We start from the raw sequence: 24138 nt of genomic DNA, 5'->3' as shown, positions 1-24138 counted from the left end.
TGAGCTCACACGTCACCTGCAGTGATTTGTTGGGCACTTTTCGCATCCTGCCTCTTCATAATAACCAGCGCGATTCCACCGAGAATAGCTACGGACGCCAATACCAAACGCAGGGTTACGGGTTCACCCAAAATAATGACGCCACCCAGCGCCGCAACAATCGGAACACTCAGTTGAATTGTCGCAGCATTAGTGGCCTTCAACCCAGGTAGGGCTGTGTACCAAATGGCGTAGCCGACGCCGGACGCCAGTGCCCCCGACGAAACTGCATACCAGAACCCATCAGTATCGAGCGACGCACCGCTCAACATGAGTACACTCATTGCTATTGTGATCGGAACAGCACGTAGAAAATTCCCCGTTGTAACCCTGGTCGGATCCCCCCCTCCCTTCCCGCGCAGGGAGTAGATGCCCCAGGCAATGCCGGAAACCAACATCAACACGGAACCATATAATGGCGGTGCTGAGAGCCCCGGCAGCATGAGACCAATTAGCCCCCCGAAAGCGAGGGAAAGGCCAATGAGTTGCGGTTTATGCAGCCGTTCCCCACCCCAAATACCATAGCCAATCATGGTCGCTTGGACCGCGCCAAAGAGTAGCAGTGCACCGGTTGCTGCAGACAAGCCTGTATAGGCAAAAGAAAAGCCGGCAGCATAAACAAACAACGCAAAAGCAGACGTCCAGTTGCCAGCGCCGGCAGGTGAGCTGTGCCTCATCCGTACGATTAGCCAAAGCACCACGGCACCGGAAACCAATCGAATAGTCGTAAAACTGGCTGCGTCGATGCTGGTATCCCTGAGCGCAGCCCGGCAGAGCAATGAATTACCTGCAAAAGCAACCATGGCTAACGACGTAAGAACAATGATGCGGGCATTCGACATTAAACGTTTTCCTATGGGCACCTGTAATCTAGGGCGCCCAAATTAAGCCTCGCCGCGAAGCGACGTCGGCTTGAGTAAAGTGCTAGCGGGTATGTTGAATGCGAAGGCGCCCAGAAATTTTCAACCCATCACGGATATTCAACCCCATAAGAGTGAGATTCACCGCACCTGCCAATAGCTCTATACCCTGAACAAGATAGAACATGCTGTCAAAAGCGCCTTCAGATGCCCACTTGTTTAGGAAAATGGCGCATGGAATTAAAACTAGAAGACCATTCAAAGCTATAAACGGCATTCTCGCTTTCTTGATATCAACGAGTCGCCCTTGACGTGATTTTGATAAAAAGAAACCACTGCCGCCCGTTGCTGCAATTGCAGGCACCAGAATAAGCAGGCCAGGCATAACGATTAAAGCTTTAACTGATGCCACCGCCTCGTGAGAGCCAAACAATTCAACGACAACTGTGGAAAGGAAGAAGGTGGCAATAGCCAGTGTGGCCAGCAACCCAGCGATGAAATGAATATGTTTCAGCATAGTAGTGTGATCTCCTGCTCGCTAACGTGAAGCACAGAGGCGTCCGATGGAGGCCGCAGGCCGGAATGGGGGAAGTGCAGAACGAACTGGAATGACTGGTTATGCATTTTTCGGCCACATCCCGTCCATCATCACAGGGTAAGTGACTGGTTTGTAGTGAGTAAACTCAATATCTCTAACATGCGTGAAATCAGTCCAGAGCTGCCGAGCACCTTTCATCCAGCTCGACGGCTTAACCCGTCTTTCTATTTTTTCGACCTCTTCGGGAGTCGCTTCACGAATCGGCCCAACTTTGCCGTACAACCTCACACCAGGTGGGGCAACGAAGCGACCTTTTAATAGAGATCGCAGCCAAAAAAAGCGGCCAGCGTTTACCGCCATAATGCATACGTGAGAGTTTTGATCAATATTGCGACCCAAAGCTTGGGCATAGTGATCAAAGAAATAACCTCGCTGATCCTCACCCAAAAATACTGTGCCAACAGGCGTTATGTGAGGTGTTCCATCCGGATTTACCGTTGCGATTGAACAATAGAGAGTCGAGGCTTGCCCCTGCTCCAGCACCGCTTTAACTTTTCCCCAATCATCCTCAATACTCATAGCTTCTCCCTTAGTACATAACGCCGCCATAAACGGCGCGTGCGTCCGGCGCCCGTAAGGAGTTCTATTCCCCTAAAGAAACGAACCTGATGACTGGTTAGCACTCCGGAACCTGATAAGTGCGATAGTCACGCGGCCCAGACCAAGTTATCGCTGTGAATGAGAAATCCATCTGTCCTTGTCCCTGAAGCTGTTGAAGCACCGCTGCGGGTGGCCACCCACTCGGAGCGTCTACAAAGGCGTACCCTTGTGCCGACAATCGCTTTACCAGCAAAACCAACCTGGCGATGCTTTGGAAAGGAATCTCCCGTTCAGGAACGTCAGCTGTTTTTAGGATCCCACCTTGAATGCTAGTGACATATTTTTGAGTCATGGTTCTTTAGTGCTGACGATGGATGTTAAGCGGCACTGACGCACGCCAGGGTCCGACTTAACGCCGCAATCAGCCGCGCGGCTTTATCGCGTAGGCCTGCCTTGCCTTGTCATGGGCGCCTTGGCACAATGTACCAATATTTGGTACAGGAGGCTTCTCATGGCTAGAAATACTAGCATTACACTTGGATCTCACTTTGATGAGTTTATAGCAGCCCAAGTGGAGAATGGCCGTTATGGCTCGGCGAGCGAGGTAGTCCGCGCTGGACTGCGCCTGCTTGAAGAAACAGAGACCAAGCTTGATCGCCTCCGACGCCTCTTGGATGAAGGCGAGCAAAGCGGGATAGCGGACTACTCCCTTGAAAGCGTTATTGCAGAACTGGACAACGAAGCTCACTAATGCGTCCATATCTGCTCACTGTTGTTGCCCGGAAAGACCTAATTGATATTGGCCGCTTTACCAATGAAAAATGGGGAAAGCGGCAACGCGATAAATACCTCAAGCAGCTTGATGATTCCTTCAAGCTGCTTTCTCGTCAGCCTGAAATAGGCCGCGATGCGGACGATATCAAGCCAGGGTACAAAAAATTCAGCCAGGGTAGCCATGTCATCTTTTACCGGACTGGTACGGAATCCCATATCGTTGTAATAAGGATTCTTCACAACAGCATGGATGTGGAACAGCACCTGTAACCCCATAACGCCTGAGCACAGTGGCGCCACGTCAGTGGCGTCCGGCGGCCATCGGTCTTCTCCTTCTTCGGAGTTATCGATGCGTGTCTACTGAAGTGGGGGAAGTGCAGAACGTACTACAACTACTGGTTATGACTGTAGCCCGAAGACGATGAGAAATTTAATCCCAAGGCTGGCCGCGATGCCCAAGATAATGATGGTGTAAAACGCGAGCGAATTACCGTGGTATCGGTCAATGAGCCAGAAAAAAATGAAACCAGTTAACAGGTCGTAAACGAGGGTGATGCCGAGACTAATGCCTACCAGAGCCGAGAACCCATCTATGACAGCAAGCACCAAGCCGACGACTAGAAAGGAACCTGCGTAAATTGCTGCTGTCTGCCCCGGACGAGCGGTGTTCATTACATGGCGAATGCAGTAGATCAGTATTGCTAATTTCAGAACTAAACCCAACTTACCTCTCCTTAGTAGTCATAACGCCAATATTCAGCGGCGGCCTTTACGCAGCGAAGCGGAGAAAAGGCCGTCCGGTGGAGGCCCTTAAGGGCCGGAACGAACTGGAATGACTGGTTATGCTTTACTCATACAAGGTCAGCTCATCCCCCAGGCATTGTGCCAAATCTGCAGGTTCCATCACCCAGAAAACCCACTCTTTGTTTGGAAATACGGCTACCTTCACATCGTCCTGCTCGAAAGTTGGCAGCCAATGCGACAGAAATTCATCCAAGGTGATTTCAACAGCATGGTGACCCGGAAAATGCTCATCTGCGATTTTTTGTGCATATTCCGAATGCGGCCAGACAGGGAAATACTCCAAACTATCGGGGGTAATTGGAACTAACCAACCCTCTTCGTTTTTCACAGCCCATAGCTGCTGCCAATCAGCCACCTTACGGACAAAATGAGTGCTTCTATCAGCACTGCTAAGTGCCAATACAGACTGATATTGTTGGGGGTTCATTCGATAAGGCATCGGGTTTCCTTTTGAGCATAACGCGGAGCTTTGCGGCAATTTTGGAGCCGCGCAGCGGTAGAAACGTTGTCCGGCAACAGCGGCTTGTTATGCATCAGTTCCAAGATACGCCTCAAGCTTTTGAGGGATATATGGCCAAAACACCTTCCAACTTTCAGGCTTGGGGTAGCGCCCCTTGTACCTTTCTCTTTCTTCCGCATTAAGCCTGCAGTACCAGTCGACGAACTCATACCAGTATTCTTCGCCAGGCCCCATACGCCAACCCATAGACCCCAACGGAATTTTCGGATATTGAAGCCATGGAGGCAGCATTTCGTCATCCATAGAGCCAACCTCCTGTGTTAATAAGCGCTGCATAACAGCTAATTATACGAACGAGTTCGTATATCACTCATTCGTAAAACTTCATTCAACCACACTCAAGAAAATAAGATTTTCCAAATAAAAACAGAATCTTGAGCACCAATTATCACGGCTACCGCCGGAGTTATACGCCCTATTTCGAGCCACTCCTGCTCCCACCATGGGCGTATAACTCCACCCTTCCTTCTCCAACTTTCCAACCCTATCAGATAGTTACGTTCTTTTCTCTGGAGAGTTGTGGAGTTTTGCGAACGCGTTCGTATAACTGCTGCAGTATGCGCGCCTGCGCTGGTTAGATTCGGATCTTCGAACATCATGGGAACTACAGCGCTAGTGGGCAAAGGATAAACTAGAGGGCTAGCGTGAGGGTAATGCTCGGATTGGATAGATATCGTAACGGCTACTCTTGCCCTCTACCCGTGTGCTCGGCTCAGGCCCGGGGATCGCCGGTGCCTTGCGTGGGCGTTTAACCACCACGCGATAGGTTGCGGTGGCGAGTGCAGCGTTCAACAAAGCTTCTGAGTCGTCGTCATCCCCTACTACCGTTCGGAACACCTGCATTTCCTTCTTCACCAGCGCAGATTTGTCCCTGTGGGGAAACATGGGGTCGAGATAGATAACGTCGGCCACTTCAGAGGCCTCTTCGACGCTGGTCAACCAGTCAATGCTACTGCCAGCCCTGAGAGTCATTCGGGCGATAATGGGCGCGCAATCCATATTAAGAGCCGCCCTCGCCAAACCATCCGCCAGCAAAGCATGAATCACAGGGTTGCGCTCGAACAGGCTGACCCGACAACCGAGGCTGGCCAGTACAAACGCATCCTGGCCCAAACCTGCCGTGGCATCCAGAACATGCAGGCCTGCTTTGGCTTTCTGCAAGCCGACAGCGCGCGCAACAAGCTGGCCTGCACCGCCACCATGCTCGCGACGATAGCCCATTTTACCGGTTACAAACTCTGCTCTCACAGGGCCTGGAGCACCCTTCCCAGCCACTTGGAGACACAAGCCGTTCTCATCCAGAAACAACAAGGCACTGGCATGCCGCACGTCTTTGGGGCGCACAGTACCGAGGTAAGGTAGGGACAATTCAGAACTGAGCAGTTTGGCTTTGTGCTCATCGCCCAGGGGGCTTCGGGCAACTGCCAGAGGAATAAGTTCGTTTTCAGAGGAGGTGCTTGAAGCCTTAGGGCGTGCCATCAGATAAAAACCTTACTCACGACCCGGTAATTTCTTCCAGGTGATTTCATCGCGGATGTACACCGGTTGCGCTTGTTCTGCCGGCACAACCAAGCCCTGGCTGAACTTCAAAGCGGCCAGGCGCGCTACCCAGGCAGCCCGGGGAACGAGAGAGTCGTCCACCGCAGTGATCAGGTTTGAAACCTCGGCGGGCATTTTGTCGCGAAAAGCCCAACCCTGGCCTGCGCCAGCCCATTCCACAACGCTGGGCTCCAGAGCAACCTTCGAAGGTGAACAGACTCGCTCCTCACCCACCAGCTCCGGTAGGCCCGAACGATTCAGGAAGCAGCCCCAATAGACTTCGCTCATGCGGGCATCAAAGGCGACAGCTACGCCTTGGCCTTCACTTATCTGGAGGGTTTCAATAGCCCCAAGAGCAACCGTTTCAAGCGAAGATACAGGCACAACCGGGAGGTCAAGCCCCCATGCCAGGCCCTGAACCACACCCGTGGCGATACGAACTCCGGTAAAGGATCCTGGGCCACGGGCAAATGCCAGGGCATCGAGATTGGCGGGTTTGAGCCCTTGCTCCGCCAATAACTCTCGCAGCATTGGCATCAGAAGGCGTGTATGGCCTCTGGGTGCAATCTCAAACTTCTCGATAACCTCACCGTCAACAAAAAGGGCTGCAGAGCAGCCCTCTGAGGAGGTGTCCAGTGCCAAAAGTTTCACAGGCGTGAATGGCCTCGGTAGAACATCAATGGATTATTTGAGGCGAGCGCTAATCTGTTCGCGAATACTGTCCAGGCTACCTACGCCTTTAACACTCACATACTCTGGCGCCGCTTCCGGCTGTGTCTTGGCCAGATCCTGGTAGTAACCGATTAACGGTGCGGTCTGATCGTGGTAGATCTTCAAGCGCTTGCGAACGGTTTCTTCCTTGTCGTCTGCACGTTGCATCAGCGGCTCACCTGTTTCATCGTCTTTACCTTCCACTTTGGGTGGATCGTATTTGACGTGATAAATGCGGCCACTGCCCTCATGCACGCGGCGGCCAGACAGTCGGCTAACAATCTCTTCGTCGTCCACAGCGATTTCGACAACGTAGTCGATCACAATACCCTGATCTTTCAAGGCTTCGGCCTGGGGAATTGTGCGGGGAAAACCATCCAGCAGATAACCGTTTTTGCAATCTGGCTGCTTAATTCGCTCTTCAATCAACGCAATAATTATGTCGTCGGATACCAAACCACCGGTCGCCATCACTTCTTTGACCTGTAGCCCAAGTTCGGATTCCGCTTTAACAGCTGCCCGCAGCATATCGCCAGTGGAAATCTGGGGAATACCAAAACGCTCAGTAATGAATTGGGCTTGCGTCCCCTTCCCAGCGCCTGGTGCGCCTAACATGATGATTCGCATACAGCTGTGCTCCCATTTTCGTTATTAAAGTTTGAAAAACTGTGGCAAAAACCTGTGCCTTTGCGACAACCTCTCCCGTCGAAACCTATGTTGATCAAGTTCGATGATCGCGCATTATACGAAGTCAGGCACTTCAGAGAAAGTCGACCTCCGTATCATCTTCAGAAAACGGACGTATAACGGAGGCTCGGAAGACCATTATCAGGTGTTGAGTGACGATGCCAGAGCATCCAGTTCAGGGGCAACCTGATCGATTTCGGCATTCAACTCATCCACGAATCCAGGCTCCAGCCCCAAGCCATGCAGCAAGGAGGGAAGATCATCTGAATTAAACTCGTCGCCAATGCCCCGCTCTTTCAGCAACGCGTTGGCCAGTTGAACCATCATCACGTAGTTTTGATGCTCGCCTTGGTAGCCTGGCTGCTGGTGCACGCCTGCGGCTTTGATGACCGGATCAGGCAATTCCCAAAGCCGGTGCAGAATGCCACCAATGGCACCGTGGCCTACCGATATAATTTCCTGTTCACTGCCCTGCCCGAAAACCTGTTGCTCCAAAGACTGCATGCTGGTTTCTGGATTGGCTTCCCGCAGCTTGTTAAGTTCTTTGAATTCCACCGGGAACAAGTGCCCCACCAGTAACAAGCCAAAGTTATGCAACAAACCACACAAATAGGCTAAGCCTTTGTCTGCACCACAGCGGGGCGCCATGCGTTGGGCCACGAACGCGCAATACAGCGAGTGGCGCCAGAAATTATCCATGCCCAGAATGCCCGCCTTGGGCACATCGAATGCCCGCACTGAAGCAATGCCCAGTGCTATGTGGGCAACCCGGTCAAAACCGAGCACACGTGTTACAGCATCCTGAACAGAGTTGATCTGGCCAGGGTAATGGAACAGGGCCGACCGGGCATAGCGCATTACCTGTGCGGTCAGGCTGGGGTCAAATTCAATCAGCTCCGCCAACTCCCGGGCCGTGGCCTCGGTGTCGGAGGTCAGGCGCAGAATACGCAATGCCAGTGCCGGCATCGGCGGCAGGCGGTACAGCTTTTTCAGTTTACTGGCCACTTCTGCCAGCGTCAGCGCATCCCGATCACCGTTATTGCCTGGCCCGCGAATAGCCAAATTCCCTTCCCGGCTACCAGCCATAGCCAAACGCAACGAGGGTCCATCCAACTCCACCAAGGAGTGATCTGTACCACTGGAAAACAACACCCGCTCGGCCCGTGCAATACGTTCATCCAGCAGCACCGGTAACTCGTAAGCATTGCCAATTGGTGGGGTAAACCCGGGATCACAATCACCGAACAGTCGTATGGTCTGCTGCGCCGTCAGGGGTTGCAAATAGCGCCCCGTCAATCGGCGCAGAGCCTCTGTATCAAGCGAACTGTCGTATTTATGCACAGCCATAACAATGCCGCTGATATCAATCAGCAGTGTTGCTTTAATGACGTTTATTCGGGATTCGCCCAACGCAGATACCGCTTCATCCAGGCTGGTAGCCCGGTCGATGGGCAGCTCCTGATAAGCTATACCTTGTTGATTAAAAAAACGCTCCAGTCGCGCTGCGAGAGCCAAAAACAATACTCCTGTTATCTATGGCAGGGGCCACTCAGGCCCCATATCCGTTCCCGATCGATTTAGCCGGTGTTGCGCATTCCAGCGGAAATCCCCGCCATTGTAACCTTAAGCGCGCGTACTACCAGCTCAGGAACCTCGCCCTTACCTTCACTCTCCCGGTCACGTCTCAGCAGCTCTGCCTGAAGATAATGCAATGGATCTGTGTAGGGGTTGCGCACGCGCATCGAGTGAGCAAAAACCGGCTCGTCTTCCAACAGCTCATCCTGCTCCTTGAGCTCCAGCAGGCGCTGAACGCAACCCTCAAGCCGTGCACCCAAGCTTACCCCGAGCGCTCTGAGCTTATCGTCGTCCAGCAGGGTTTTCTCATAGTAACTGGCAATGCGCAGATCCGCCTTGGCCAGCACCATTTCAAGCATGTCGACATAGGTGCGGAAAAACGGCCAGCCCTGCATCATCTCACGCAAGGCAGGCAAGCGCCCCTCTTTTGCTGCTTCTTCCAGCGCCACGTCACTGCCCAGCCAACTGGGCAACATCAACCGCATTTGAGTCCAGGCAAAAATCCAGGGAATGGCCCGCAGGCTTTCCACGCCGCCACTGGCTTTACGCCGCGCAGGGCGGCTACCCAGCGCCAATTTCCCCAGCGCCTGCTCCGGGGTTACCTGGCGAAAATAAGGCACAAAATCCGGGTTTTCCCGAACCACTTCCCGGTAAGCCTTGAGCGAACGCTTCGTCAGCCAGTCCATGGTGTCTCGCCATGCATCTTCAGGCTCAGGCGGTGGTGCCAGAGTCGCCTCGATCACCGCTGTGGTGTATAGCGTCAAGCTTTGCACCGCAAGCTGGGGCAAGCCAAACTTGAACCGGATCATTTCGCCCTGTTCCGTTATGCGGAAGCTGCCATTTACTGACCCTGGAGGCTGGGAAAGAATCGCCCGGTTGGCTGGGCCGCCGCCGCGGCCAACGGTACCGCCACGGCCATGGAACAGTGTCAGGTGCACACCGTAACGACCTGCCACCTGAGTAAGCTTTTCCTGGGCCTGGTATTGCGCCCAGGCCGCCATTAGCTGGCCGGCATCCTTGGACGAATCCGAGTAGCCAATCATGACCTCCTGCCGCCCCTGGCAATAGTCCCGATACCACTCCACTTCGTACAAGGCGGCCATGCTTTCAGGCGCGCCCCGCAGGTCGTCCAGTGTTTCAAACAAAGGCACAACACGCATGGGGAATTTCATGCCGGATTCACGCAGCAGTAAAATAACGCTCAACACGTCAGACGGCTTGCTCGCCATAGAGATAACGTAAGAGCCCAACGCTTCCGGCGTTTGCTGCGCAACCACCTCACAAGTGCTCAAAACTTCGCGCACCAGTTCGGAAGGCTTCCAATTCCGGGGAACCAGCGGGCGGCGCCCCTGCAGCTCCCGAACCAGAAAGGCCTGCCGGTCTTCTTCGGGCCAGGAAAGATAATCACCCAAACCAAGATACTCCACCATTTCGGCAACCGCTTCCGCGTGCCGGGTGGCTTCCTGACGGATATCGAGACGGATCAATGGCAAGCCGAACGTATGGGCGCGGCGAATGGTATCCAGCAAGGCACCTTTGGCTATGTGCTCAAGCCCACACTCCGCCATTGACCGATAACAAAGCTCAAGCGGGGCCGTGAGATCTTCATTTTCAAAAAGAATGCCATGGCTGTTGGCAGGCTCACCATTAATGCAGGCCTCTGCCCAATCGCGGGTTTTAATCAGCCGGTCACGAAGTTCCGCCAGCACATGTCTGTAGGGCTCCCGGGAATCGCCGGCAAGGCCACGCAGTTCATCATTCGCCTGCCACATGGAAAGCTCAGCCCGCAGCGATTTGATGTCGCGGAGAAACAGATCTGCAGCCATCCAGCGCCCGAGCAGGAATACTTTTTGGGTTACCTGGTGCGTAACGTTTGGGTTGCCATCGCGGTCGCCACCCATCCAGGACGCAATGCGCACGGGCGTTGCCTGCAATGGTAGCCCTTTGCCCGTTGCATCCTGAAGCGACGTATCAAGATCGGCAAGAAACCGGGGCAACGCTTGCCAAAGGCTGTTTTCGATAACCGCAAACCCCCACTTGGCTTCATCAACTGCCGTGGGTCGCTCATGGCGTATCTCATCGGTATGCCAGGCTTCTGCCACAAGCCGGGACAAGCGCTCGGTGATGGCATCTCGTTCCGCAGGCAACAAGTCATCGTGGTCCAGCCTGGCCAAACAATCCGACATTTCATCGTATTTCATAATCAGTGTGCGGCGCGCGACTTCTGTGGGATGCGCCGTTAGCACAAACTCCACGCGCATATCCGCTACACATTCATGCAATGCTTCGGCGCTCACTCCGCTGGCTTTCAGCCGATCGAACACGCCCGCCAAAGGCTCAACCAAAAGGTCAGACTGGTGCCCGCGCTTGCGGCGAATACCGTGGTACTGCTCAGCCAGGTTCGCAAGGTTGAGAAACTGGTTAAACGCTCTGGTGACTGGCAACAGCTCGTCATCCCTCAACTTGCCCAAAAGACTGACCAGGCGCTGACCAGAGCCGCTTTCCTGCCGGCGATCCGATTTGGCAGCAGCCCGGATTTCTTCAATAAGGTCATAACATTCACGGCCAGGGTGGCGCTGTATGCTCTGCCCCAGGAGTTCGCCCAGCATACGGACATTTTCTCGGAGATCAGGGTGTAGCTCGGTCACATTGGCGTCCTTATGGATTGACGGAGACAAAGTAAACTAACGATACTAAGGAACGACCGGAAAAGTCTATTGGCGTTTAGGTGCCTAAGGAGCGACCATGAAAGTCACAGATCTACCCAAGCAATGGGAGCAAAAGAAAGAGCCTACAGAGCGCATTCACGAATACAGTCTGAGGCTTCCTCTTGGCGACGCTGCAAGGGTTTCAGCTCTGGCCGAGCTTTACCCGGGCCGCAGCGAAAGCGACATTCTCAATGATATGGTTGCCGCCGCACTGGACGAGCTGACCAGCCGTAGCCCGCTGGACGAAAAGCTGGGCAAACGTAAAGAATAACTCATCGATTCCAGGCAATTGCCGGAACATTCGTAATCAGGCAACTGATTCGAGCTGGCGAGCCTTAAGCCGCTTGATATGCTTTTGGCTAAGGCGCACAAACTCCGGTGTAAGCCCCGTGTCTTCATACAGTTCAAAGCCGTCTTCATCAAAGGCGACTACCTGATCCCCCTGCACATAGGGGAATTCAGCTTCAATCTCATCCAGCGTCACTGTTATCAGGTCGCGCAACAGATCCTGAGGCGATTTCAGTGGATAGAGTGCAGACAAAGCTTCAAGTTGCTGATGGTGCAAATCAGACAAAGCCACAGCATGGGCATCACGGGTCAGCTTTCGGCTTGCGTGCTTATCCCAGTAACTGACCAGATCTTTGATTTTCATCGAACCTGACTCCCGCATCCTGTTGGTGGCATCCGGAGCCCCAACTGAGCTCCTGCTTCATCAAGTGTAGACGAAGCTGAGGATCAACTCTTCTTTTCCACACCCTTGACTGACTGCCAGATGTGATCGAGCGCTTCGAGTGTTTCCTCGTCGAAGTCGCGGCCTTCCCGCACCAACGTCTGCTCAATCGCCCTGAATCGTGCCTCAAACTTGTGGTTGGTGCGCCCAATTGCCTGTTCAGGATTAACCTTCATAAAACGCGCAAGGTTCACACACACAAATAGCACGTCGCCCAGTTCATCCTCAACGGCATCCAGATCACCCTGCCCCAATTCGGCGGCCTGCCAGGCCTCTTTCAGCTCATCGATTTCTTCATGGAGCTTGTCAAAAACCGGGTCTATATTCGGCCAGTCAAACCCGTGCCTTGCCGCCCGCTTCTGCAATTTCTCCGCACGTACCATTGCAGGCAGAGCCCGTGCAATTCCATCAAGCCGGCTTGGCGATGCTGCATCCGTTGAAGCTGCTTTTTGCTCCTGGGCCCGCTCTTCTGCCTTTATGCGCTCCCAGCTCTCTTTGATCCAGGCTTCGTCAGGCCGGTTATCCGGGTCAATACGGCTTTCCAGCGTACCTTCGGGGAACACGTGAGGGTGGCGCCGAACAAGCTTGCGCACCAGATTATCGACCACGGAATCAAAACTGAAGCGGCCTTCCTCATCTCCTATCTGCGAATAGAAGATCACTTGAAACAGCAGATCACCCAGCTCGTCCTTGAGGTTTTGGTAATCCTCCCGCTCAATGGCATCCGCCACTTCGTGGGCCTCTTCCAGCGTATGCGGCACGATGCTTTTGAAGGTTTGTTTTGCATCCCAGGGGCAGCCGGTTTCCGGGTCGCGCAGCCGGGCCATCAACAACTTCAGATCGTCAATGGAATAGGTCATGAGCGCTTGCGCCTGACGTCAATAATGTTGGGCAAGTTACGAATCTGGGCCAGTAACCGCGCCAACTGTTCAAGGCTGGAGATTTCCACCGTCACTATCATGGTTGCGGTGTTGTCATCGCGGTTCGTCATGGTGTGAAGCGAGAGCACATCACTCTTTGATGTCGACAATACCTGGGTAATATCGCGCAGCAGGCCCGACCGGTCGTAGGCTTCGATTTCGATATCCACCGGGTAAACAGACGCCTGCTGACCACCCCAACTCACCTCAATAATCCGGTTCGGCTCGAATTCCCGCAAGTTCAGGAATGTAAGACAGTCCTGGCGATGCACCGTCACACCCCGCCCGACGGTGATATAGCCACCTATGGCATCCCCCGGCAGTGGTTTGCAGCATTTCGCTACCTGGGTCTTCAGCTTGCCCACACCCAGTATGTGAATATCCGACTCAGTATCGTATGGCTTGCGGCGCTGGGCAGTCAGCTTCAGATCAAGCTGTTCGGTTTTTGGCTCCAGCATTTGCTGGGCAACATTGGCCACATGTGCCGGGCGCAGGTCTCCCGCTCCCACTGCGGCAAACATATCTTCGGCGTTGTGATAATTTACTTTTTCCGCCACCTGGCCGAAATCCACATCGTGCAACGACAAACGCCTGAGTTCGTCTTCAATAATGGCGCGCCCATCGACTACGTTGCGGTCGCGGTTTTGCTGTTTGAACCAGTGGGTTACTTTGGCCCTTGCACGGGACGTCTGAAGATAACCCAGGCTGGGGTTCAGCCAGTCCCGGCTGGGAGAGGGGTTATTCTTGGAGGTGAGCACGAATACCTGCTCCCCGGTTTTCAGGGGGTAGGTCAGCGGCACTATTCGGCTGTCTACCCGCGCGCCCCGGCAGGCATGACCGATTTCGGTATGAACCCGATAAGCGAAGTCCACAGGCGTAGCGCCCTGGGGCAAATCAACCACATGCCCATCGGGGGTAAAGACGTATATCCGGTCAGATATAATGTCCGTTTTAAGGTGATCCGCCAGCCCGGAGAGATCGCCCAATTCCTCCTGCCATTCCAGCACTTGGCGAAGCCAGTTGATCTTGGCTTCATAGCCGGAAGCTTTCTGATTTCTATCCGTACCCTTGTACAACCAATGGGCACATACACCCAGCTCCGCGTCTTCGTGCATGCCATGGGTGCGAATCTGAACTTCCATTACCTTGCCATCCGGCCCAATAACCGCCGTGTGTAGAGACTGGTAGCCATTTTCCTTGGGGTTGGCCACGTAGTCATCAAATTCATTAGGAATGTGGCGCCAGAGTGCATGCACAATCCCAAGCGCCGCGTAGCAGTCTTTAACTTCCGGCACCAAAATGCGCACTGCTCTGATGTCGTACACCTGGGAGAAGTCGATGCCCTTTATGCGCATTTTCCGCCAGATGCTGTAAATATGCTTGGCGCGACCGGAAAGTTCCGCGTCGATACCAGACGCTTTCAGCTCCGTTTGCAGGGTGCTGATAACGCGGCGAATATACCCCTCGCGATCAAGGCGCTTTTCATCCAGAAGCTTTGCGATTTTCTTGTACGCAGTCTCATGGAGATAGCGAAAGGACAGATCTTCCAGTTCCCACTTGATGTGCCCGATACCCAGGCGATGGGCCAGCGGCGCGTAGATATCAAAGACTTCCCGGGCCACCCGCATGCGCTTTTCCTCAGGCGCATTTTTGACGCCGCGAATAGCACAGGTGCGTTCGGCAAGCTTGATCAATGCAACCCGAACATCATCAATCATGGTAACCAGCATTTTGCGGACGTTATCCAGCTGGCCCTCACTCTGCCCGAGCACATTGCCTTTAAGCGGATGATGGATCGAGGAGATGGCTGCCATCTGCTGAACACCGTTGATCAGCATGGCTACTTCGTCGCCAAATTCCTTGCGGATAACCTCCAGCGCGACACGTTCCTCTCGCACCGCCCGGTAAAGAATGGCGGCAACCAGGCTGCTTTGATCCAGTCGCAGCTCTGCCAGTACCTGAGCCATTTCTATGCCGATGCGAAAACTGCTGGAGCCAGCCGCCCACAGGCGATCTTCACGATAGGCCTGCAGGTCTATTTCTGCCGCTTTTTCGCATGCCCTGCGGAATTGCGCCACATCATCCAGATGGGTCTGCGATGAAATCTGCTGTATCCAGCCATCGATATCGATCTGGCCATCGCCATCCACTGCGTAGTCTTCGCGAACTTTTACCATATCTGTTTTGTTATTCCTGGTGGTTCACACAGCCATCCTTTGCTGCGCACAACAACATTCATTGTCAGCCACGCTCAAACAGCGCAATCGACTCCACATGCGTGGTATGAGGAAACATATCCATCACCCCCGCACGTACCAGCCTGTATCCATTTCGGGCCATTACACCCGCATCCCGAGCCAGGGTGGCGGGATTACAGGACACATACACAATAGTCTTGGCACCAAACGCAGTCAGGTACTTGCAGATCTCTTCTGCACCCGACCTTGGCGGGTCGATCAGGATTTTATCAAACCCCTCCTGCGCCCAACTCTGGCCTGTAAAGTCACCGTGCAGATCCGCGCCGTGGAACGCAACGTTCGTAAGCCCGTTCAGTTCCGCATTCTCCCGGCCCCGTACAACCATGGCGTCGTCGCCTTCAACGCCAATCACCTGGCCACCCTTGCGTGCAAGGGGAAGCGTAAAGTTACCCAGCCCACAGAACAGATCCAGAACCCGTTCGCCGGGCTGTACATCCAACCACTCCACGGCCCTGTGTACCATGGCTTTGTTGATGTCTGCATTGACTTGGGTAAAGTCCATGGGATGGAACTTCATGGTCAGGTCGAACGCGTCAAGCCGGTAGCTAAGCCGTTCATCCTGCCGGCCAGTCGACTCCGGCCAGATGCGGTGAACGGTATCCGGCCCTTTAGGCTGCAGATAAATATGCAGTTCGTGGGCCTGCCCGAACGCAATCAGCTTTTCCCGGTCGCCGGTGCTCAGCTCATCCATATTGCGGAAAACCATGGCCGCAGTATCGTCGCCACAGGCAATCTCCACCTGAGGAATGCGGGCATAGGCATCCATGCTGTGCAGTAGTTCGCGCAGTGGAACAATGCGCTCACCAATCCGCGGGTCCAACACCACACACCGGTCAATATCCGTAAGAAAACTGTTGCGTTTCTCCCGAAAACCAACCAATACCGACTCCCGGGCTTTCACGTAGCGCACTCCCATACGCGCTTTGCGTCTGTAGGCCAAAGTGCTGTCCGGGCGTAATGGTTCAATCCATTCCTCAGGCTCTATACCGCCAAAGTGTGCGAACTGCTCACGCAGGGTGTCTTCCTTGAAGCGGATCTGCGCATCGCTACTCATGTGCTGAAGGCTACAACCACCGCACAGGTCTGCAAACTCGCATGGGGGTGTTTGGCGATCCGGTGCAGGCTCCAGAACCTCAAGGGTGCGGAGCTCATCAAATTTGCTTCGGCTGGACACCACTTTGGCCATCACTGTTTCGCCCGGCAAGGCGCCATCAACAAACAGGATTTTGCCGTCCTGACGCGCTATGCCACGGCCATCATGGCTAAGCTTTTCCACTTCACAGCGTACGGGTTCCGTAGGAAGTACCTTCCTGCGTCGTCTGCTCATAATCTGTTCTCTTGGTGTCGTCAGTCAGGTTCAGGTGTTCGGGAACACACCCGTGGATAAGTAGCGGTCGCCGCGGTCACAGATAATGGCTACGATAATGGCGTTTTCAACCTGGGCAGACAGTCGAAGTGCAGCGGCAACGGAACCGCCGGATGATACCCCACAGAAGATCCCTTCGCGTTCAGCAAGCGCACGCATGGTGTCCTCGGCTTCTTGCTGGCCAATGTCGAGTACCTGATCCACCCGCGCGGCATCGTATATGCTGGGCAAGTAGGCTTCAGGCCAACGGCGGATGCCCGGTATGGAGGCCCCCTCTTTTGGCTGCAGGCCAATGATGTTGATATCCGGATTGCGTTCTTTCAGGTAACGGGACACGCCCATAATAGTACCAGTGGTACCCATGGAACTAACAAAGTGCGTTACCCGCCCCGCTGTCTGTTCCCAGATTTCAGGGCCTGTGGTGCGATAATGCGACAGCGGGTTGTCCTGGTTGCTGAATTGATCCAGCACCTTGCCCTTGCCTTCTGCCTGCATTTTCAACGCCATGTCTCTGGCCACTTCCATGCCTTCTTTCTGGCTCACGGTAATGATCTGGGCGCCGTACGCTCTCATGGATGCACGGCGCTCTTCGCTCATATTGGCAGGCATAATAAGCACCAATCGGTAACCCTTGATGGCAGCTGCCATCGCCAGGGCAATACCGGTATTACCGCTGGTCGCCTCAATCAGCGTATCCCCGGGCTGAATCTCGCCACGGCGCTCCGCTTCCTGAATCATCCCCAGAGCTGGCCGATCTTTTACAGAGCCCGCCGGGTTATTGCCTTCCAGCTTTGCCAGAATTACATTACTGGTCTCGCCAGGAAGACGCTGCAATCGAACCAGAGGCGTATGCCCGACATAATCTTCAACTGTTGGAAAATGCATATGAGAACCCTGTGGTACACTTTTGCGTGGCATGATACGCCTTATGGCCCCAGTCGCCCAATACAGCTTCTCGCTAAAACCATGACTGAAGGCTATATAAGCAACGTATTTTTCGGCTCCGCCGGCTTGGATAATCAAATCATCCGCGCCCGGATGGCCTACTATTACAAGGACGTAACCCGCCCAGACAGGCGGCGTTAAGTTATTTTTCAGGAATATCGTATGCGACGTTGGGGCATTCGCAAAAAGGTGCTGGTGGTTACTCTGGTTCCCACCCTTATCACCACCCTTATGCTTGGGATGTTTTTTACCTATAGCTGGGTTAACAATATTGAAAGCCTTCTGAGGGATCGTGGCGAGTCACTTTCACGCCAGCTCGCCGCCGGCTCGGAATACGGGCTGTTTACGGCGAACCGAAGCCTGTTGAGCAACCTTTCCAACGCCCTGCTGGAAGAGCAGGATGTTCGCTCAATCACCTTTTTCGACAGCAACCGCCGTCGTTTGCTTCACTCCGGCCCCGGCAGTTCAGACAACCTCGACAGTAAGGAACTGGTGAGCGAAGAAGCAAGCCAGATTACCCGCAAGACCAGCACCCGTTTTGTAAACCCTGTTTTTCTCCAGGATTTGATCATTCAGTCCATCCACGATCAGGGCTCAGAGCAACCCTCTTCCGGGCAAAGGCAACCTCTTGGCTGGGTGGCTGTAGAGATGTCTCATATCCGCACCGAAAAAGAGACCTACAAAGCCCTACTGATTTCCCTGCTGCTGGTTCTTGGAGGGGTTATTTTCAGTTTGCTGATTGCCCTGCGCCTGAGCCGCGCATTCACCGGGCCAGTGTTCGAGCTCAACGAGGCCGTGGCAAAGCTGAAGGAAGGCAAGCTGGACACCCGCATTCATACCAAAGCTGGCCCGGAGTTTGAGCAACTGGAATCTGGCCTCAATGCCATGGCGGAGGAGCTGAGCAAAGCCCAAGCCGAAATGCAGCAAAACATTGATCAGGCCACGGAAGACCTGCGCGAGACTCTGGAAACCATTGAAATCCAGAACATTGAACTGGATTTTGCGCGCAAGGAAGCCCTGGAGGCCAGCCGCATAAAATCTGAATTCCTGGCAAACATGTCCCACGAAATCCGCACGCCACTCAACGGGATTATCGGCTTTACCGAGCTGCTGCTCAAAAGCCCACTGCCCCGCCAGCAGCGGGACCACTTGAGTACCATTCGCAAATCATCCGAAATTTTGCTCACTATCATTAACGACATTCTGGATTTCTCCAAGATTGAAGCCGGCAAGCTGATTCTCGACCGCGTCCCCTTCCAGCTCCGGGATATTGTGGAAGAAGTGATGGTAATGCTGGCCCCCGCGGCCCATAGCAAGAATCTCGACTTGGTCCCGCTGGTCTACAACGATGTACCCGACAACATCATGGGCGACCCTTTGCGGGTAAAACAGGTAATCACCAATCTGGTCAACAACGCCATCAAGTTCACCCAGACCGGTGAAGTCGTCCTGAGGGCAAGCCTGGAAGAGGAAGACAAAGAAGGTAACCGGGTCACCCTGCGCCTGAGCATTACCGATTCCGGTGTAGGCCTATCACGGGCCCAGCAACAGTCGCTGTTCAATGCGTTCAGCCAGGCCGATGCATCGACCGCAAGGCAATATGGCGGCACGGGCCTTGGGCTGGCTATTTCCAAGCGCCTGGTGGAAGAAATGGGGGGCCAGATTGGCTTGCAAAGTGAGCTGGGCAAAGGCTCCACCTTCTGGTTTACCCTGACGCCTGAACTGTCCTCGAGCGGTGAGGCCGTCGCCCCCCGAGATGCACTGCGGGGCGAGAGGGCGATCTATCTGGAGCACCAGAAAACCTGTGGCCTTGCGGTTGAACATCTATTACGTGATTGGGGCATGACTGTTGATCGGGTTACCTGCCCAAGCGCCATGCAGGAGAAGATTGAAGAGGCCCAGAAGAGCCAGTCGGGGTATGCGGTGGCCATCATCGGCATTACCCGGCACCTGCTTAACTCCAGCCAGTATTGCGGGCTGGTGCGGACCGTGGAAATCGAGCGGGATTGCCGCACACTGCTCCTTACACCCACTCTGGACGTCCATGACACTCCGCTGGCAGGTCTGGCCAGCGGCCACCTGACAAAGCCCATCTGCAGAGACGCCCTGTACGATGAGTTACTGCTCCTGGTACACGGCATCAATACATCCGGGCAAGGCATTTCACGCCAGGACTACACCGCTCGACTGCCGGCTCCGGTGAATGTGCCCCGAGTGCTGGCAGTGGACGACAACGATGCCAACCTGAAGCTGGTCATGACCTTGCTGCAGGACTATCAGATTGATGCAGAAGGCGCTTCAAGTGGCTTTGAGGCGCTGAGCAAAGCCAGGCAAAAGCCTTTTGACCTGGTGTTCATGGATCTTCAGATGCCCGGCATGGACGGAGTAGAAACAACCGCCCGAATCCGTGACATGGACAACAGCAACCACAGAACGGCCATTATTGCGCTCACCGCACACGCCCTGGCGGACGAGCAGGAACGCCTTACCCGGCAAGGGTTTGATGGCTATATGCCCAAGCCCATTAGCAGCGGACAGCTTGCAGATACCATCTTCGAGTGTACCGGTTACCGTTATCAAAGCGCCGGTGAAGCGGGCCGGATTCCTGTACCCGAAGTGCGAGACACCAGACGCGCTCTGAGACCTTCTACCCGGAAAATGCAACGGGAGTGCGTAAGCGTGGATGAGGGGATTCAGCTGGCGGCCGGGAAAACAGATTTGGCGGAAGAGTTGTTCAGCATGCTTTTGGAACAGTTGCCGGCTGATTTCACAAACATCGACCAGCTCTGGAACACGGGCGACCTGGAAAGCCTTTTGGAGTGCGTGCACAAATTACACGGCGCCACACGCTACTGCGGCGTTCCGGAACTGCGATCTGCCGCAAACCACTTTGAAACCGCTCTCAAATGCTCAGCACCCGACATGGAATTGCAGAAAAACCAGCTGATGTCAGCTATCGAGCGCCTGCAGATCTGGAGCGAGCAAACAGACTGGCAGCAAATGTTCCGGGCACACCATCAGCAGGCCAAAACCAACTGATGCTGTGCCAGCACACCGGTATGAACTTATCAGGCTTGCCTGCTCGCCCGATCCAGAATGGCCTTCATATCCTTAACCGCCTCTTTGAGGCCGGTGAATAGGGCTCTGGCTATAATCGCGTGGCCAATGTTCAGCTCATTGATACCGGGGATAGCCGCAATCCGTTCAGTGTTGTGATAATGCAAGCCATGCCCCGCATTCACAATCAGCCCTTTTTTGCGGGCGTAACTGACGGCGTCTGACAGCGCCCTGAACGTCGCATCTTGAGCTTCAGCACCAACCGCTTCCGCGTACTCGCCGGTGTGCAACTCGATAACCGGAGCACCGCATCGCACCGCCGCATCAATCTGTGCAGGGTCCGGATCAATAAAGAGCGAGACTTCCGCACCGAGCCTGGCAAGGCGCGCACAAGCATTCGCTACGCGCTTCTCCTGGCCTACCACATCCAGCCCACCCTCGGTTGTCAGCTCCTCCCGCTTCTCGGGAACCAGGCAAACACACTCAGGGCGGACTTTCTCGGCGAATTCCAGCATGGCATCGGTCACTGCCATCTCGAGGTTCATTTTGGTTTGCAGCACTTCTTTAAGCAGCAACACATCGCGATCCTGAATGTGACGCCGATCTTCTCTGGGGTGAATGGTAATGCCATCTGCACCGGCTTCTTCTGCTATCAGTGCCGCTTGGACAGGATCGGGATAACGTGTTCCCCGGGCCTCACGTAAGGTGGCAATATGATCGATATTCACACCAAGCAATACTCTAGGATTCATGACGTTCTCCCTTATGATGAGCGAATAGAAAGGTGGTTAAAAAGACTGCGGCTGTTCAGCGGGCGCCCCTGAAGCAGATAATCCGTCAAAACGCGCATAACCCGCTTTGACACTCGACGGCTCGCGGTAGATTCATAATCCCCACTGGCAAGCGCCAACAGGGTTTCCCCGGGCAGATTTTGCAAACGCACTCCTGCAGACACTGCAGCAACAATACCCTGTTCCGGATCGTAGCAATAAACCTGTGCGGCATGGACAGGCTGGCCCGTGTCCATCACCTCATCCCAGCGAAAATCGTACCCCAGGGCAGCGGCAAACGCCTGCTCAAACTTCCGCAATACCGGTTCTACATCCGATGTCTGTGCAAGCTGATCCAGCGCTTCAATGTAAGCAGCAAAGAGTGTGGGATGAGGATCGGCCTCGGGCAATACCCGTTGTATCAGTTCGTTCAGATACAGGCCACTATAAAGGGAAACCGTGCGATGCAGGGCTTGGCAATCACGCACATCTACATCGGTCAGGGTTTTCAAATCGCCCCGCCCCACCCAGCTCAGCATCAGTGGCTGAAAAGGCTGAAGCTGGGCTTTCAGTGGGCTTTTATTACCGCTGGCACCCCGAGCGACCACACTCAGACGGCCGTGATTCAGAGTGAAAAGGTCAACCATGAGGCTGGTTTCCCGCCAGGGTCGCCTATGGATTACATAAGCGGGCTCCTGTTGTTGCGCGTCTTTTCTCATAGTGCCTCAGGGGGCGTGACAGCCTCAGAGGTCGTTCATGCCCAGGCTTTTAAGGGCACGGTCACTGTCGGCCCAGCCGCGTTTTACCTTAACCCACAACTTGAGCATAACCTTGCAGTCGAACATGCGCTCCATATCGGCTCGGGCGTCCTGACCAATACTACGCAGCCGGTCGCCTTTATCACCAATCATGATTTTTTTCTGACCTTCGCGCTCCACAAGAATCAACGCCGAGATATGGAGAGTCTTACCATCATGCTTGAACTCTTCAATTTCCACCGCAACGGAGTACGGCAGTTCGGCGCCCAGTTGGCGGGTGATTTTCTCACGCACCATTTCCGACGCCATAAAACGCTCGCTGCGATCGGTAATCTGATCATCGGGATAGAAGTGGACGCTCTCAGGCAAGAAGCGGCTCACCGCTTCTTCCAATGGCTCCAGGTTGGTTTCCTTCAATGCCGACATGGGAATAATCTCGGCAAAGTCCCGCTTTCTTGAAAGCATATCCAGATGCGGCAACAGGCTTTCCCGCTTCTCAATCCGGTCAACTTTATTTACCGCCAGAATAACGGGGCAATCGAGCTTGCTCAGTTTTTCGAGCACCATTTCATCCGCAGTGGTCCAGGCGAGCTGATCCACCACAAACACCACCACATCCACGCCAGAAAGTGCAGAGGTAGCGGCCTTGTTCATATAACGGTTAAGTGCACGGGGCTCTTCCACATGCATCCCGGGCGTATCCACATAAATCGCCTGCACCGGCCCCTCGGTTTTAATCCCCAGCACCTTGTGGCGTGTGGTTTGGGGTTTGCGGGAAGTAATACTCAGCTTCTGCCCCAGAATATGGTTGAGCAGCGTTGATTTACCCACGTTCGGGCGGCCGACAATAGCAACAAAACCACAACGGCTGTCGGGGTTTTCAGGACGAGTAATATCATTCATCAGGGTGTCTCCACGCCAAGTTGTTTCAGCGCGCTACGGGCCGCTTCCTGCTCCGCCACACGGCGACTACTGCCTACTCCGCTGGTTTTTCGATCCAGCGATGGCAGCACACAGGACACATGAAATGTCTGGTTATGAGCTTCTCCATCAACCGAAATAACATCGTATCTCGGCAAGGGGAACTGTCGGGACTGCAAATATTCCTGCAAACGGGTTTTCGGATCTTTCTGAGTGTCCTGAAGATCCAGCTTTTGCAGGCGTGCCTCAAACCAACGCAGCACCTGTTCGCGACAGGTGTAAAAATCACTGTCGAGGTAAATGGCGCCGATTACCGATTCCACTGCATCTGCAAGAATGGATTCACGGCGGAAACCGCCGCTTTTCAACTCCCCGGAACCCAGTCGCATATAGCTTCCAAGATCAAACTCTCGCCCAATCTCCGCCAGGGTTACCCCTTTCACCATGCGAGCCCGCAACCGGCTTAAGTGGCCTTCCCGGGCTTTATCAAAACTCTGGAACAGGTACTCGGCAATCACCATATTAACAATGGAGTCGCCAAGAAACTCAAGCCGCTCATTGTTCTGATTCCCGTAACTCCGGTGCGTAAGCGCCAGCATAAGACGCTCTGGCGACTTGAACTGGTAACCAATCCGTCGCTGTAGCTGATCGAGGTCTGGTTGCGAACTCACTTACCCTTCATCTCGTAACTGTGCTGAAAGTGAACAACGGTATCAATGTTGCGGAAAATGTTATTACGGACTTCGTAATCCACAGCGATCACAACAAGCTCGCCGTCTTTCTCAACCGAAATATTTTTGGTATCGAAACCCCGGATACTATTCACGCTCAGGCGCTTGTTGATCAGCGTAAGTATCTGAGCGGGGCCCATCTGCGACAAACCTTCCGTGCCATCCAGGCCTTGAAGCGCTTCCTGGATGGTATAGTCGTCCATGTATGCTGGCCCAACCTTGATCACCAACGTGAGCAAGCTGCCAAAAAACAGGACCATAATGAGAATGACAAGCGCTGACGCGCCGCCTTGGCGGCCCATGGCAGACAGATTATTTTGTTTCATT

Annotated in this window: 25 protein-coding genes; 4 read left to right on the top strand and 21 right to left on the bottom strand. The window is 54.2% G+C overall.

Going from position 1 to position 24138, the window contains the following annotated elements; all coding sequences use genetic code 11:
• Positions 1-5: 5 nt before the first annotated feature.
• The 3 genes from Q0824_RS10045 to Q0824_RS10035 form a co-directional block, all read right to left on the bottom strand.
• The gene (locus tag Q0824_RS10045) at positions 6-881 is read right to left on the bottom strand and encodes a DMT family transporter (RefSeq protein WP_298449981.1); all 876 of its coding nucleotides are present in this window, start codon (positions 879-881) and stop codon (positions 6-8) included.
• An 82-nt stretch (positions 882-963) separates the two neighbouring features.
• Positions 964-1416 (bottom strand): hypothetical protein, encoded by a 453-nt coding sequence (locus tag Q0824_RS10040; protein ID WP_298449979.1) that lies wholly within the window; start codon positions 1414-1416, stop codon positions 964-966.
• A gap of 99 nt (positions 1417-1515) precedes the next feature.
• Positions 1516-2016 carry a pyridoxamine 5'-phosphate oxidase family protein gene (locus tag Q0824_RS10035; protein WP_298449977.1) on the bottom strand — a complete coding sequence of 167 codons (501 nt, stop codon included), beginning with the start codon at positions 2014-2016 and terminating at the stop codon, positions 1516-1518.
• A gap of 532 nt (positions 2017-2548) precedes the next feature.
• On the opposite strand from Q0824_RS10035, the gene Q0824_RS10030 reads away from it, so the two are divergent.
• A complete protein-coding gene (locus tag Q0824_RS10030) occupies positions 2549-2788 on the top strand; it encodes a type II toxin-antitoxin system ParD family antitoxin (protein WP_298449975.1) in 240 nt (79 codons plus the stop codon).
• Positions 2788-3081 (top strand): type II toxin-antitoxin system RelE/ParE family toxin, encoded by a 294-nt coding sequence (locus Q0824_RS10025; protein ID WP_298449973.1) that lies wholly within the window; start codon positions 2788-2790, stop codon positions 3079-3081. Before Q0824_RS10030 ends, Q0824_RS10025 begins: the two co-directional genes overlap by 1 nt.
• Positions 3082-3210: 129 nt before the next feature.
• Here Q0824_RS10025 and Q0824_RS10020 read toward each other — a convergent pair whose 3' ends face one another.
• The 8 genes from Q0824_RS10020 to ppc all read right to left on the bottom strand — a co-directional run bounded on the left by Q0824_RS10020 (position 3211) and on the right by ppc (position 11295).
• Positions 3211-3534, bottom strand: coding sequence for a hypothetical protein (locus tag Q0824_RS10020; protein ID WP_298449971.1), 324 nt, complete (start codon positions 3532-3534; stop codon positions 3211-3213).
• 124 nt (positions 3535-3658) lie between these two features.
• On the bottom strand, positions 3659-4054 hold the full coding sequence (locus Q0824_RS10015) for a DUF2750 domain-containing protein (protein ID WP_298449969.1): 396 nt from the start codon (positions 4052-4054) through the stop codon (positions 3659-3661).
• 87 nt (positions 4055-4141) lie between these two features.
• The gene (locus tag Q0824_RS10010; protein WP_298449967.1) at positions 4142-4378 is read right to left on the bottom strand and encodes a hypothetical protein; all 237 of its coding nucleotides are present in this window, start codon (positions 4376-4378) and stop codon (positions 4142-4144) included.
• A gap of 396 nt (positions 4379-4774) precedes the next feature.
• Positions 4775-5614, bottom strand: coding sequence for a class I SAM-dependent methyltransferase (locus Q0824_RS10005; protein ID WP_298449965.1), 840 nt, complete (start codon positions 5612-5614; stop codon positions 4775-4777).
• Positions 5615-5626: 12 nt separating this feature from the next.
• The gene (gene tsaB / locus Q0824_RS10000) at positions 5627-6325 is read right to left on the bottom strand and encodes a tRNA (adenosine(37)-N6)-threonylcarbamoyltransferase complex dimerization subunit type 1 TsaB (protein ID WP_298449964.1); all 699 of its coding nucleotides are present in this window, start codon (positions 6323-6325) and stop codon (positions 5627-5629) included.
• A 33-nt stretch (positions 6326-6358) separates the two neighbouring features.
• Positions 6359-7012, bottom strand: a complete 654-nt coding sequence (gene adk, locus Q0824_RS09995; protein ID WP_298449962.1) for an adenylate kinase — start codon at positions 7010-7012, stop codon at positions 6359-6361.
• 201 nt (positions 7013-7213) lie between these two features.
• Positions 7214-8587, bottom strand: coding sequence for an HDOD domain-containing protein (locus Q0824_RS09990; protein WP_298449961.1), 1374 nt, complete (start codon positions 8585-8587; stop codon positions 7214-7216).
• 62 nt (positions 8588-8649) lie between these two features.
• The gene (ppc, locus tag Q0824_RS09985; RefSeq protein WP_298449959.1) at positions 8650-11295 is read right to left on the bottom strand and encodes a phosphoenolpyruvate carboxylase; all 2646 of its coding nucleotides are present in this window, start codon (positions 11293-11295) and stop codon (positions 8650-8652) included.
• A gap of 97 nt (positions 11296-11392) precedes the next feature.
• Here ppc and Q0824_RS09980 point away from each other — a divergent pair, with 97 nt between their 5' ends.
• A complete protein-coding gene (locus Q0824_RS09980) occupies positions 11393-11626 on the top strand; it encodes a hypothetical protein (RefSeq protein ID WP_298449957.1) in 234 nt (77 codons plus the stop codon).
• 36 nt (positions 11627-11662) lie between these two features.
• Here the strand turns inward: Q0824_RS09980 and Q0824_RS09975 are convergent, their stop codons facing one another.
• The 5 genes from Q0824_RS09975 to cysM all read right to left on the bottom strand — a co-directional run bounded on the left by Q0824_RS09975 (position 11663) and on the right by cysM (position 17514).
• Entirely contained in the window at positions 11663-12007 is a 345-nt protein-coding gene (locus Q0824_RS09975) for a pilin assembly protein (protein WP_298449955.1), read from the bottom strand.
• Between the two features lie 83 nt (positions 12008-12090).
• Positions 12091-12945, bottom strand: coding sequence for a nucleoside triphosphate pyrophosphohydrolase (gene mazG, locus Q0824_RS09970; protein ID WP_298449954.1), 855 nt, complete (start codon positions 12943-12945; stop codon positions 12091-12093).
• Positions 12942-15182, bottom strand: a complete 2241-nt coding sequence (gene relA, locus Q0824_RS09965; RefSeq protein WP_298449952.1) for a GTP diphosphokinase — start codon at positions 15180-15182, stop codon at positions 12942-12944. Before relA ends, mazG begins: the two co-directional genes overlap by 4 nt.
• Before the next feature lie 64 nt (positions 15183-15246).
• A complete protein-coding gene (gene rlmD / locus Q0824_RS09960; protein ID WP_298449950.1) occupies positions 15247-16590 on the bottom strand; it encodes a 23S rRNA (uracil(1939)-C(5))-methyltransferase RlmD in 1344 nt (447 codons plus the stop codon).
• Between the two features lie 30 nt (positions 16591-16620).
• Positions 16621-17514: a cysteine synthase CysM gene (gene cysM / locus Q0824_RS09955; RefSeq protein WP_298449948.1), complete on the bottom strand. Its 894-nt coding sequence runs from the start codon at positions 17512-17514 to the stop codon at positions 16621-16623.
• 222 nt (positions 17515-17736) lie between these two features.
• Between cysM and Q0824_RS09950 the strand changes: the two genes are divergently transcribed.
• Positions 17737-20613, top strand: a complete 2877-nt coding sequence (locus Q0824_RS09950; RefSeq protein WP_298449946.1) for an ATP-binding protein — start codon at positions 17737-17739, stop codon at positions 20611-20613.
• A gap of 29 nt (positions 20614-20642) precedes the next feature.
• On the opposite strand, the gene pdxJ is transcribed toward Q0824_RS09950, so the two are convergent.
• The 5 genes from pdxJ to Q0824_RS09925 form a co-directional block, all read right to left on the bottom strand.
• Positions 20643-21383 (bottom strand): pyridoxine 5'-phosphate synthase, encoded by a 741-nt coding sequence (gene pdxJ / locus Q0824_RS09945; protein ID WP_298449942.1) that lies wholly within the window; start codon positions 21381-21383, stop codon positions 20643-20645.
• Positions 21384-21394: 11 nt separating this feature from the next.
• The gene (recO, locus tag Q0824_RS09940; protein ID WP_298449940.1) at positions 21395-22048 is read right to left on the bottom strand and encodes a DNA repair protein RecO; all 654 of its coding nucleotides are present in this window, start codon (positions 22046-22048) and stop codon (positions 21395-21397) included.
• Positions 22049-22144: 96 nt separating this feature from the next.
• The gene (gene era, locus Q0824_RS09935) at positions 22145-23062 is read right to left on the bottom strand and encodes a GTPase Era (RefSeq protein WP_298449938.1); all 918 of its coding nucleotides are present in this window, start codon (positions 23060-23062) and stop codon (positions 22145-22147) included.
• Positions 23062-23751, bottom strand: coding sequence for a ribonuclease III (gene rnc / locus Q0824_RS09930; protein WP_298449935.1), 690 nt, complete (start codon positions 23749-23751; stop codon positions 23062-23064). Before rnc ends, era begins: the two co-directional genes overlap by 1 nt.
• Positions 23748-24137, bottom strand: coding sequence for a DUF4845 domain-containing protein (locus tag Q0824_RS09925; protein ID WP_298449934.1), 390 nt, complete (start codon positions 24135-24137; stop codon positions 23748-23750). The genes rnc and Q0824_RS09925 overlap by 4 nt, the downstream gene beginning before the upstream one ends.
• Between the last annotated feature and the right edge of the window lies 1 nt (position 24138).

Origin of the sequence: uncultured Marinobacter sp., from assembly GCF_947488835.1 — a bacterium.
Lineage (GTDB): Bacteria > Pseudomonadota > Gammaproteobacteria > Pseudomonadales > Oleiphilaceae > Marinobacter.
Note: the sequence above shows the minus strand (reverse complement) of the source record. Positions and strands in the feature narration are given on the sequence as shown.

What these genes read in the sequence shown, in the direction of transcription:
- Q0824_RS10045 (WP_298449981.1), bottom strand. Translation starts at nt 881, where the DNA reads ATGTCGAATGCCCGCATCATTGTTCTTACGTCGTTAGCCATGGTTGCT.
- Q0824_RS10040 (WP_298449979.1), bottom strand. Translation starts at nt 1,416, where the DNA reads ATGCTGAAACATATTCATTTCATCGCTGGGTTGCTGGCCACACTGGCT.
- Q0824_RS10035 (WP_298449977.1), bottom strand. Translation starts at nt 2,016, where the DNA reads ATGAGTATTGAGGATGATTGGGGAAAAGTTAAAGCGGTGCTGGAGCAG.
- Q0824_RS10030 (WP_298449975.1), top strand. Translation starts at nt 2,549, where the DNA reads ATGGCTAGAAATACTAGCATTACACTTGGATCTCACTTTGATGAGTTT.
- Q0824_RS10025 (WP_298449973.1), top strand. Translation starts at nt 2,788, where the DNA reads ATGCGTCCATATCTGCTCACTGTTGTTGCCCGGAAAGACCTAATTGAT.
- Q0824_RS10015 (WP_298449969.1), bottom strand. Translation starts at nt 4,054, where the DNA reads ATGCCTTATCGAATGAACCCCCAACAATATCAGTCTGTATTGGCACTT.
- Q0824_RS10010 (WP_298449967.1), bottom strand. Translation starts at nt 4,378, where the DNA reads ATGGATGACGAAATGCTGCCTCCATGGCTTCAATATCCGAAAATTCCG.
- Q0824_RS10005 (WP_298449965.1), bottom strand. Translation starts at nt 5,614, where the DNA reads ATGGCACGCCCTAAGGCTTCAAGCACCTCCTCTGAAAACGAACTTATT.
- adk (WP_298449962.1), bottom strand. Translation starts at nt 7,012, where the DNA reads ATGCGAATCATCATGTTAGGCGCACCAGGCGCTGGGAAGGGGACGCAA.
- Q0824_RS09980 (WP_298449957.1), top strand. Translation starts at nt 11,393, where the DNA reads ATGAAAGTCACAGATCTACCCAAGCAATGGGAGCAAAAGAAAGAGCCT.
- Q0824_RS09975 (WP_298449955.1), bottom strand. Translation starts at nt 12,007, where the DNA reads ATGAAAATCAAAGATCTGGTCAGTTACTGGGATAAGCACGCAAGCCGA.
- mazG (WP_298449954.1), bottom strand. Translation starts at nt 12,945, where the DNA reads ATGACCTATTCCATTGACGATCTGAAGTTGTTGATGGCCCGGCTGCGC.
- relA (WP_298449952.1), bottom strand. Translation starts at nt 15,182, where the DNA reads ATGGTAAAAGTTCGCGAAGACTACGCAGTGGATGGCGATGGCCAGATC.
- rlmD (WP_298449950.1), bottom strand. Translation starts at nt 16,590, where the DNA reads ATGAGCAGACGACGCAGGAAGGTACTTCCTACGGAACCCGTACGCTGT.
- cysM (WP_298449948.1), bottom strand. Translation starts at nt 17,514, where the DNA reads ATGCATTTTCCAACAGTTGAAGATTATGTCGGGCATACGCCTCTGGTT.
- Q0824_RS09950 (WP_298449946.1), top strand. Translation starts at nt 17,737, where the DNA reads ATGCGACGTTGGGGCATTCGCAAAAAGGTGCTGGTGGTTACTCTGGTT.
- pdxJ (WP_298449942.1), bottom strand. Translation starts at nt 21,383, where the DNA reads ATGAATCCTAGAGTATTGCTTGGTGTGAATATCGATCATATTGCCACC.
- recO (WP_298449940.1), bottom strand. Translation starts at nt 22,048, where the DNA reads ATGGTTGACCTTTTCACTCTGAATCACGGCCGTCTGAGTGTGGTCGCT.
- era (WP_298449938.1), bottom strand. Translation starts at nt 23,062, where the DNA reads ATGAATGATATTACTCGTCCTGAAAACCCCGACAGCCGTTGTGGTTTT.
- Q0824_RS09925 (WP_298449934.1), bottom strand. Translation starts at nt 24,137, where the DNA reads ATGAAACAAAATAATCTGTCTGCCATGGGCCGCCAAGGCGGCGCGTCA.